General features: G+C 64.8%; 10 protein-coding genes and 1 pseudogene. 6 read left to right on the forward strand and 5 right to left on the reverse strand.

The annotated features are described in order from the left end of the window. Positions 1-1457: NAD(P)/FAD-dependent oxidoreductase (locus tag ENZ74_RS10420; RefSeq protein WP_164760993.1), on the forward strand; the 1457-nt coding region annotated here is incomplete at its 5' end. A 230-nt stretch (positions 1458-1687) separates the two neighbouring features. Here ENZ74_RS10420 and ENZ74_RS10425 read toward each other — a convergent pair. Continuing rightward, on the reverse strand, positions 1688-2923 hold the full coding sequence (locus ENZ74_RS10425; RefSeq protein ID WP_063169590.1) for an amidohydrolase/deacetylase family metallohydrolase: 1236 nt from the start codon (positions 2921-2923) through the stop codon (positions 1688-1690). Between the two features lie 26 nt (positions 2924-2949). Beyond that, a complete protein-coding gene (locus tag ENZ74_RS10430; RefSeq protein WP_063169591.1) occupies positions 2950-3315 on the reverse strand; it encodes a RidA family protein in 366 nt (121 codons plus the stop codon). 220 nt (positions 3316-3535) lie between these two features. Between ENZ74_RS10430 and ENZ74_RS10435 the strand changes: the two genes are divergently transcribed. After that, complete coding sequence (locus ENZ74_RS10435) at positions 3536-4021, forward strand: hypothetical protein (RefSeq protein ID WP_027162851.1); 486 nt, start codon at positions 3536-3538, stop codon at positions 4019-4021. 10 nt (positions 4022-4031) lie between these two features. Here ENZ74_RS10435 and ENZ74_RS10440 read toward each other — a convergent pair whose 3' ends face one another. Next, positions 4032-4667: an isoprenylcysteine carboxylmethyltransferase family protein gene (locus ENZ74_RS10440; protein ID WP_063169592.1), complete on the reverse strand. Its 636-nt coding sequence runs from the start codon at positions 4665-4667 to the stop codon at positions 4032-4034. Positions 4668-4898: 231 nt separating this feature from the next. Here ENZ74_RS10440 and ENZ74_RS10445 point away from each other — a divergent pair, with 231 nt between their 5' ends. The 3 genes from ENZ74_RS10445 (at position 4899) to ENZ74_RS10455 (ending at position 7898) form a co-directional block, all read left to right on the forward strand. Next, positions 4899-5696 (forward strand): hypothetical protein, encoded by a 798-nt coding sequence (locus ENZ74_RS10445; protein WP_063170407.1) that lies wholly within the window; start codon positions 4899-4901, stop codon positions 5694-5696. Between the two features lie 160 nt (positions 5697-5856). Beyond that, positions 5857-6531: a winged helix-turn-helix domain-containing protein gene (locus ENZ74_RS10450; protein WP_013528748.1), complete on the forward strand. Its 675-nt coding sequence runs from the start codon at positions 5857-5859 to the stop codon at positions 6529-6531. Further along, on the forward strand, positions 6528-7898 hold the full coding sequence (locus tag ENZ74_RS10455; RefSeq protein WP_024504077.1) for a HAMP domain-containing sensor histidine kinase: 1371 nt from the start codon (positions 6528-6530) through the stop codon (positions 7896-7898). Before ENZ74_RS10450 ends, ENZ74_RS10455 begins: the two co-directional genes overlap by 4 nt. Before the next feature lie 51 nt (positions 7899-7949). On the opposite strand, the gene ENZ74_RS10460 is transcribed toward ENZ74_RS10455, so the two are convergent. Further along, complete coding sequence (locus tag ENZ74_RS10460) at positions 7950-8378, reverse strand: Lrp/AsnC family transcriptional regulator (RefSeq protein ID WP_013528746.1); 429 nt, start codon at positions 8376-8378, stop codon at positions 7950-7952. 115 nt (positions 8379-8493) lie between these two features. Here ENZ74_RS10460 and ENZ74_RS10465 point away from each other — a divergent pair, with 115 nt between their 5' ends. Continuing rightward, positions 8494-9597, forward strand: coding sequence for a saccharopine dehydrogenase family protein (locus ENZ74_RS10465; RefSeq protein WP_024504078.1), 1104 nt, complete (start codon positions 8494-8496; stop codon positions 9595-9597). A gap of 235 nt (positions 9598-9832) precedes the next feature. On the opposite strand, the pseudogene ENZ74_RS10470 reads toward ENZ74_RS10465, so the two are convergent. Beyond that, positions 9833-10040: pseudogene (locus tag ENZ74_RS10470) on the reverse strand (dihydrolipoyl dehydrogenase); the annotation flags it as partial.

The raw sequence follows: 10040 nt of genomic DNA on the forward strand, positions 1-10040 counted from the left end.
GCCGGACATTGTTCACGGCGATGGCCGACCTCAAGGGCTTCGAGGAGCGCAAGGGCGCGGCGCGGCCGCTCGGCGTGCGCCACAAGGCCGATCCCCAGCGCGAGACCTGGTCGGAGGCGCGGGCGCGCGAGACGCGCGAACTCGGCACTGATGAACAGCCCTATTGCCTGGTCATCGGCGGCGGCCAGGGCGGCATCATGCTGGGGGCGCGACTGCGCCAGCTCGGCGTGCCGGCCATCGTCATCGAGAAGAATGCCAGGCCGGGTGACTCATGGCGCAACCGCTACCGCACGCTCGTGCTGCACGATCCGGTCTGGTACGACCATCTGCCCTACATTCCCTTCCCCGAAAACTGGCCGGTGTTCACGCCCAAGGACAAGATGGGCGACTGGCTGGAAATGTATACGCGCGTCATGGAGCTCAACTACTGGGTCGCCACCAAATGCCTCAGCGCCAGCTATGACGAGGCCGAAAAAGTCTGGACCGTGGTCGTCGACCGCGTCGGCCGGCAGATCACGCTGAAGCCCAAGCACATCGTCTTCGCCACCGGCGCCTACGGCCCGCCGCGGCGGATCGATCTGCCGGGCGCCGGCCGGTTCAAGGGCGAGCTGCTGCACTCCAGCCAGTATGCCAGCGGCGACAAATTCCGCGGCAGGAAAGTCGCCGTCATTGGCGCTGCAAGCTCCGGCCACGATGTCTGCGTCGACCTCTGGGAGAGCGGCGCCGAGGTCACCATGATCCAGCGTTCGCCGACGACAGTGGTCAAGTCGGACACGCTGATGGAAGTCGGCTTCGAGATCTTCTCGGAAGACGCACTGTCGCGCGGCATCACCACCGAGAAGGCCGACATGATCGTCGCCTCGACGCCGTTCGCGCTGGTGCCCAAGGGCCAGCAGGCGCTTTACGAGGTGATCAAGGCGCGCGACGCGGCCTTCTACGACCGCTTGCGCGCCGCCGGCTTCGCCATCGATTTCGGCGACGACGAGACCGGCCTTCTGATGAAGGCCTACCGCACCGGCTCCGGCTACTACATCGATGTCGGCGCCTCCGACCTGATCATCGACGGCAAGATCGGCATCCGCAGCGGCGTCGCCATCAAGTCGCTGACCCCGAGCGGCATCCTGTTCGAGGACGGCAGTGAACTCGCCGCCGACGCCATCATCGCCTGCACCGGCTATCAGTCGATGAACGAGAATGTCGCCGCGATCGTTTCGCGCGAAGTCGCCGACAAGGTCGGCCCGTGCTGGGGCCTTGGCTCCGGCGTCAAGGGCGACCCCGGCCCCTGGCAAGGCGAGCTGCGCAATATGTGGAAGCCGACCGCCCAGGAAGCGCTCTGGTTCCACGGCGGCAATCTGGCGCTGTCGCGCTTCTATTCGAAATATGTGGCGCTGCAGATCAAGGCGCGGATGGAAGGCATTGAGACGCCGGTTTACGGGGCGGTGAGCAACGCCGGGTAAAGTCGACCCCCACTCCGTCGAGCTTCGCTCGCCACCTCTCCCCCGATCGACGGGGTAGAGGAAGGGCGCCACACAGATCGGCGAGGGAGAGGAAGGCGCGAGTTCGCCGCCCTTGGCTCCTTCCTCTCGCTCCGGAGGGGGGAGAGGTGGCGCTGCGAAGCAGCGACGGAGTGGGGGAAGCCATTCGCCAAGCGCACAGTCCCAAGACAGGCACAAGCTGGCGAGATCAGCTAGTCGTGCCGATGCCCAAAGTGCCTCGCCGCAACCTCGACATGGGTATGCGCGGCATGCGCCACAAACCGCTCAGTCTCGCTGACATCGTTGACCGCTTCGTTCGGCCACCAGGTGCCGCCGATAACGATGCCTTCGCACACCAGTCTCTGATCGGCGACCAATGACGCGCCGACCGCGTCGACGAAGGTGAAGCGGCCCGGGCGCTGACGGAGCACGGCGACGTCGCCGACCGTGCCGACGGCCAGTGTGCCCAGGTCAGGCCGCGCGATCGCCTGCGCCGGCGCTTGCGTGGCGGCGCGCAGGACCTCGACCAGCGGCATGCCGAGCGCCAGGAGCTTCGACATGCAGACGAGGATGTCGAAGGCGGGACCGTCGACGCAGTAGAGATGCACGTCGCTCGAGATCACGTCGGGCGCCAGCCCTTCTTCGAGCATGGCGCGGGCGACGGCGAAATCGAACGAGCCCATGCCGTGGCCGATGTCGAAGATGACGCCGCGCTCGCGCGCCAGCCGCATGTCGGGCCGCACCGCGCCGGAAGCGAACACCGGCGCATTCGGGAAAGGCCGGAAGCAATGGGTGAGAATGTCGCCCTTGCGCAGGCGCGGCAGCACTTCCGAGCGGCCGGGCGGCGGTTCGTCGATATGCGCCATCAGCGGCAGGCCGGCCTGGTCGGCGGCCTCCAGCGCCAGATCCACCGGCGCGATGCCGCTGGTGCCGCCGGCATGCTTGCCCGAGCGAACCTTTACGCCGACCACGACATCGCGGTGCTCGCGCACCGCAGCCACAACCTCGCGCGGTTCGCAGAGCCTGAGATCGCTGCACTCGCCGACCGACACCGTCTGCGAGAAGCCGAAAATGCCGGCAAAGGAAATGTTGACATAGGCCAGGATGCGAACCTTCGAGCGCTCCATGACATGGCGGCGGAAGCCGAGGAAATTGCCGGCGCCCGCACTGCCGGCATCGATGAAGGTGGTGGTGCCGCTCTTGGCGGCCAGCCGGTCGGCATCGACGCCAAGCGACGTGCCGCCCCAATAGACGTGGCTGTGCAGGTCGACCAGGCCCGGCGTGACGATGCAGCCGCCGGCATCGACGATCTGCGCGGCGCTGTCCGCCGGGATATCGGCGTCGACCGCGGCAACGCGGCCATTGGCGATGGCGACATCGCGCAGCGCGTCGAGGCCAGCGGCCGGATCGATCAGCCGTCCGCCCTTCAGCAGGAGGTCGAATTGCATGGAGTAACCTCCGCTCGTTGCTTTGCTTACAGAGGCCGATAGGCGACCGCCTCGACCTCGATCTTGATATCGATCATCAGCCGCGATTCGACCGTGGTGCGGGCCGGCGGGTTCTTCGGAAAGTGCCTGGCATAGACCGCGTTGAAGGCGCCGAAATCGCGCGCGTCTTCCAGCCACACGGTGGTCTTCACCACATCGTCCATGGTGCAGCCGGCCAGCGCCAGCGCGGCCTTGACGTTGGCGAGCACCTGCTCGGTCTGTTCCGATATGCCGCCCTTGACCACGATGCCGTCGCTGCCGACGGGAACCTGGCCCGAGACATAGACGAGATCGCCTGCCCGCACGGCGGGCGACAACGGCACATGCGACGTTCCAAAACACTGTTTCGGCAAGGGACAAGCCTCCTCTGATGACAGGACGGGGTGCCATTGCAGCGCCCGCTTCGATCGACATTTACGCCGATCCGGCCGATCCTCATAGGGGCCTTGTTGGAAAGCAACATTCTTGGAAATCTGCGTTGCTTTATTACAAGAGCCCTTGCATCGTACGCGCTGACGGGCGGCTTGGAAGCCGCACCGCATAGACGGATTTGCCAGAGCGGAGACAGCAGCAATGACCTACGACAAGAACCCGTTTCCATCAGGCGATGCCGATCGCCACGCGCTCTGGGAAATGCTGGTGCGGCGCGACATCGACGCCTTCATCGGCCAGGACTGGGCCATGGTCGAGGACGATTTCGTCGCCGAGAGTTTCTTCGGCATGCATGCGCATTTCCTGCACAACGCCGACGCCTGGCGGCTGCAGTTTCCAAGGCTCGAAGTCTATCGCGACGAATGGCTGCGCCAGGCCAAAGAGACGGCGGCGACCAAATTCGCCGAGCCGCTGCGCGAGGCGCTGTTTCGCGTCACCAACATGCGAGACATCGACGTCGACGGCGACCGCGCCGTGCTGCACAAGAAGTTCGACGGCTCGGTCGCCAAGGCGGACGGCAGCGTCGACCGGCTGAAATGGCAGACGCTGTATTTCTGCAGCAAGGTCGGCGGAAGCTGGAAGATATCAGGCTTCGTCGGCTACATGCCGCATCCGCTCGGCAGCTAGAGCCAGCTGATCAGTAGAGCGTGACGAAGGCCGGAAACAGCATGCCGGTCGCCCGGAAATGCTCGACCAGTTCGATGGCCGGGAAGATGGCGAGGAAATAGAGCCCGTCGAAAAACGTGCGCTTCAAAGCCCGCGTCGAGAACTGCAGTTCGTCATCGTCGCGGTAGAGCAGCGGGTTTGGCCAGAACCGGGGCGTGCTCTTGGTGTAGGCAAGATAGGCTGGGCCGAACTTGCCGAGCAGAAATTCGGCTTCCTTGCGCGCCGTGACGCGAAAGATGAAAAAGCTGGCAAGGCCCAGCGCCACGGCCGTCATCAGCGAGCCGTAGAGCAATCCAATGCCGACCGCGCCGACCGTCGAGAAGAAATAGAGCGGGTTCTGCGTGGTCGAGAACGGTCCCGTCGAGACCAGTTCCTCGTTCTTCTTGCCGCCGACATAGAGAATGCTCCACAGCCGCCCGACGACACAGACGAGCACCAGGCAAAAGCCGAAGAATTCGAGCGTTTCGTGCCCGTCGGAGCCCTCGCTCAGCCCCGGCTTGGTGAGAAACAGCAGCAACACCGCCAGCGCCGCCGCAACCCGCACGAAGATCAGGCGCTTGCGCTGGTCGAAGGCCTGGGAAACCGGCTTGAGGGTAGCGTAGGTCATTTGGTGTTTCCTGGGGCACTGACGAGTGCCCGTGAGCAATGGGCATGACATTGATGGCGGATGAAAGGCGCACGCCCTCTATCGGCGCAGCGCCGGGCGTTCGTAAAGGACTTTGCGCGGCCCACGTCCATTCTTACGAATTTGTATGCCGCCGGACAGGCCGGCGTGAACTCGTTTGCTTACGCTGCGCGGATCGCCACCGCCGCAACCGTCGACCTCAGGACTTCAGCCATGCTCGCGCCCAACAGGCAACAACCCGCCCCACCGAGCCACAACAGAGTTCCCGACGTCACTCTCGATTTCTGGGTGATCAAGTTGATGGCGGTCACCACCGGCGAGACCGCGGCGGACTATTTTGCCGACACGATCGGGCTTGGGCTGACCGTCACCTCGCTGATCATGACCGGCATCCTGATCGCTGCCCTCGTCCTGCAGTTTGCGCAGAAGCGTTACGTGCCGTGGGCCTACTGGCTGGCGGTGGTGCTGATCAGCATCGTCGGCACCCTGGTGACGGACAATCTCGTCGACACTTTCGGCGTGCGCCTGCAGACCACGACCATCGCCTTCTCGGTTGCGCTCGCCGCGACATTCGCGGTCTGGTACGCCAGCGAACGGACGCTGTCGATCCACACCATCTTCACCACCAGGCGCGAAATCTTCTACTGGCTGGCGATCCTCTTGACCTTCGCGCTCGGCACCGCCGCCGGCGATCTCGTCGCCGAAAGCTTCGACATGGGCTACCTCACCACAGGCCTGCTGTTCGGCGGCGCCATCGCGCTCATCGTGCTGGCCTACTGGCTGCTCAATCTCGACGGCATCCTGGCCTTCTGGCTCGCCTATATCCTGACGCGGCCGCTCGGCGCCTCCTTCGGTGACCTGCTGTCGCGATCGGCCAGGCATGGCGGCCTGGGCTTCGGCACCATCTTCACCAGCCTGCTCTTCCTCGGCTGTATCATTGCGCTCGTCCTGCACATGACCCTGAAGGGGACAACCGACGAAGCCGATGAACTGTTGCTGGACCTGGACTAGGTGCAGGGCGGATGCGCTAGCATTGACAATTGCCGAAAACCCCACCGCTTCGGCCAATCGTGAACGTTCTAGCGCCACCATCCCTGCGCCTTCGTGACATCCTAGGAACAAGCCCGTGCCGGTGATAGCCTGTCCATCTCGGCAACGGACCGGACCTTTCATGCGACTGCTTCTCGTCGAGGACGACCACAGGACGGCCGACTATATCGTCAGGGGACTGACCGAGGCCGGCCATGTCTGCGATCTCCTGCGCAACGGCCATGACGGGCTGTTCGCGGCGACCCGGGGCAAATACGACGTGATCGTCGCCGATCGGATGATCCCCGGTCTCGACGGCCTGTCGATGGTCAAGGCGGTGCGCGCCGCCGGCGTGCGCACGCCGGCGATCTTCCTCACCTCCGTCGGCGGCATCGACGACCGCGTCGAGGGGCTCGAGGCCGGCGGGGACGACTATCTGGTCAAGCCCTTCGCCTTTTCCGAACTCCTCGCTCGCATCAACGCGCTTGGCCGGCGGCCGGCGGCGCAGGAGCAGAAAACCGTCCTACGGGTCGCCGACCTCGAAATGGACCTGATCATGCGCCGCGTCACGAGGCGGGGCCAGCCAATCGACCTGCAGCCGCGGGAGTTCAGCTTGCTGGAAGTGCTGATGCGCGGCGAAGGCCGCGTCATCACCCGCACCATGCTTCTGGAGCGGGTCTGGGATTTTCATTTCGATCCCAGGACCAGCGTCGTCGAGACCCATATCAGCCGGCTGCGGGCCAAGGTCGACAAGCCCTTCGAAACCCAACTCATCCACACCGTCCGCAACACCGGCTACAGCCTGCACGCGCCATGACCGGAACCTGGTCCCGCCTGCTGCGCAGCACGCCATTCCGGCTTGCCCTGACCTTCGCCTTCCTGTTCGTGCTGGCCTTCGTCCTGTCTGGCGCCATCGTCTACCAGATGATGAGCGCCGATCTTGCCGAGCGGCTCGACGACACCATCAAGGAAACCTACGCGGTCGTCGCCGCGACCTATGCCGAGAACGATCTCAAGGAGCTGGTTGAGACCGTCGGCAGCCACTCCCTGCGCAGCCTCAAGAAGGAGCAGCTGTTTTCGTTGACCGACGCAACGGGCAATCGCCTGGCCGGCAACTTCACCGCGGCAGGGCTTCCCGACGGCTTCTCGATGTTCGACACCGAAATGCCCGGCGTGCCGCCCGGCGCCGAGTACCGCGCCTATTCCGGCCCGGTCGGCGGCAACACGCTGACCGTCGCCTTCAGCCTTTCCGAGACGGAGGAGCTGGAGAGGATCGTGCTGATGAGCTTTGGCTGGGGAACCCTGATCATCACCGGGCTGGCGGTCGCCGGCGGCGCCCTGCTCGCCTCGCGCGTCCAGCGCCGTCTCGACGGCATCGCCGCCACCATGGTGGATGTCTCGCATGGACGGCTGGACACCCGCATTCCGCTGACCGGCAAGGGCGACGACATCGACATCGTCTCCAGCCAGGTCAATGCCGCGCTCGACCGCCTGTCGGCGCTGGTCGAAGGCATGAAACAGGTCAGCGCCAACATCGCCCACGATCTGAAGACGCCGCTCAACCGGTTGCAGATGATCCTCGACACCGCGTCGGAAAAGAACCTGTCGGGCCGGAAAATCGCCGCTGAACTGGCGGAGGCGCATGCCGAGAGCCTGCAGATCAACGAGACCTTCGATGCCCTGCTGCGCATCGCGCAGATCGAGGCCGGCGCCCGCCGGGCGCGGTTCACCGATGTCGATCTGGGCGAGGTGCTGCAAACCATCGCCGAGATCTATGCCGATGTTGCCGAGGACGACGGAAAGTCGCTGTCGTTGGCGCAACCACAGGAAACGACGGACCGGATCCATGGCGATCGCGAGCTGCTGACGCAGATGTTCGCCAATCTGGTCGAGAACGCGTTGCGCCATTGTCCATCGGGCACGACGATAAAGCTGTCGGTGGCGCGCCAGGACGAACGCGTCGTTGCGGGCGTCGCCGACAACGGTCCCGGCATTCCGGCGGCAGAGCGCGAGAAAGTGTTCCAGCGGCTCTACCGGCTGGACCACAGCCGCTCGACATCAGGCAGCGGCCTCGGGCTCAGCCTTGTCCGGGCCATCGCCGATCTGCACGGCGCATCGATCACGCTCGAGGATTGCCGACCGGGACTTGCGGTGGTGGTGCGTTTTCCGCTGGCTACGGATTAGCCGGCGAAACGGCTGGTGCTGTTCAAGCCCAGCTTGGGTTGAGAGGTCCCCTCACCTATCTATCCGCGTCGACAGGATGATCGACGACAGCGTCCGCTCGACTCCATCCATGGCGCCGATCTGATCGAGCAGCATGTCGAGGTCGCGGATTGATGGCGCATCGACGATGACGATCATGTCGAAATTGCCGCTGACCGAATGCAGCGTCCTGACCGTCGCCAAACCGCGCAGGCCGCGCACCACCTTGTCGGCAAGCTTGGGCGTCACGGTGAGCAGCACATGCGCCCGCACCAGCCCCTGCTCATAATCCGGCGCCAGCCGCACGCCGTAGCCTGATATGATGCCGCGCTGCTCCAGCCGTTCGATCCGGCTCTGCACGGTTGTCCGCGAGACGCCAAGCCGCCGCGCCAGCTCGGCGGTCGAGGCGCGCGCATTCTCGCGCAGCAGCGAAAGCAGGGTCTGTTCGGCATCGCTGAGCATTTCGACGATTCTTCTCGGCGGACTGACCAATCAATGGGTTCGTTTCGTACAGAACCACGCTTCCTTTCGACGGGCAAGCTGCGAATCTGTGCTCACAACCAGTGAGGGATTTGTCATGAAGAAAATTGTCGTTGTCGGCGCCGGCAAGATCGGCTCGACCATTGCCGAGATGCTCGCCGCCACGGGAGATTATCAGGTCACGCTCGTCGACCGCTCGGCAGCACAGCTCGCAGCGGCCGAAGTCCCGGCCACGGTTGCGACGCTGGAGCTCGACATCGAAGCGTCCGGCACGCTTGAAGCCGCACTCGCCGGCAAATTCGCGGTGCTCAGCGCCGCTCCCTTCCATCTGACCACCCGCATCGCCGAGGCGGCGGCCAGTGCCGGCGTGCACTATCTCGACCTGACCGAGGACGTCGTCTCGACCCGCCGCGTCAAGGAATTGGCGCGTTCGGGCAGAAGCGCCTTCATTCCGCAATGCGGCCTGGCGCCGGGCTTCATCTCGATCGTCGCCAACGATCTCGCCAGCCGGTTCGATTCGCTGGAAAGCGTGCGCATGCGCGTCGGCGCCCTGCCGCAATACCCGTCCAACGCGCTGAACTACAATCTCACCTGGAGCACCGACGGCGTCATCAACGAATATTGCGAGCCCTGCGAGGCGATCGTCGAAGGCGAGCTGGTCGAGGTGCCGCCGCTGGAAGAGCGCGAGGAGTTCTCGCTCGACGGCGTCACCTACGAGGCATTCAACACCTCCGGCGGCCTCGGCACACTGGCCGAGACGCTGAAGGGCAAGGTGCGCACGCTCAACTACCGCACCATTCGCTACCCCGGCCACGCCGCGATCATGAAGGCGCTGCTCAACGACCTCGGCCTGCGCCATCGCCGCGACGTGCTGAAGGACATTTTTGAAAGCGCCCTGCCGGCGACATTGCAGGACGTCGTCATCGTCTTCGTCACCGTCTCCGGCCGCAAGAACGGCCGCCTGCTGCAGGAGACCTACGCCAACAAGGTCTATTCCCAGCGTATCGGCCAGGTGGTGCGCAGCGCCATCCAGATCACCACGGCGTCCGGCATCTGCGCCGTGCTCGACATGCTGGCCGACGGCAGCCTGCCGGCGACCGGCTTCATCAAGCAGGAAGACATCGCGCTGGACGCGTTTCTAGCCAACCGTTTTGGCCGCGCCTATGCCCAGCACGAAATGGTGAGTCGGCTGGCGGGGTGAAGCGGCGTGTCTCTCTTGTGGAGAGGCGGGCGGGACAGTGCCCCCCCTCTGCCCTGCCGGGCATCTCCCCCTCTAGGGGGGAGATCGGCTGTCATCTTAGATTTCGCCAATTTTTGAAAGTTTTGGAAGAGGCAGGTTGCCCGAAACTGCCAATCTCCCCCCTTGAGGGGAGATGTCCGGCAGAACAGAGGGGGGCGCTGTCCCGCCGGCATCACCGCTTTTGCGCCATCGCGAATTAAATATGCAGCGCGTGTCCCAGCGCCTTCAGCGCTGCTTCCTGGAATCCCTCGCCCTGCGTCGGATGCGCGTGGATGGTGCCGGCGATGTCCTCCAGCCGCGCGCCCATCTCCAGCGCCAGCCCGAACGCCGCCGCCAGTTCCGACACACCCTGCCCGACCGCCTGGATGCCGAGCACCAGATGGTTGTCGGCGCGGGCCAAGACG

This window comes from Mesorhizobium sp. M7A.F.Ca.CA.002.15.2.1 (assembly GCF_003998715.1).
GTDB classification, from domain to species: Bacteria; Pseudomonadota; Alphaproteobacteria; order Rhizobiales; family Rhizobiaceae; genus Mesorhizobium; species Mesorhizobium ciceri.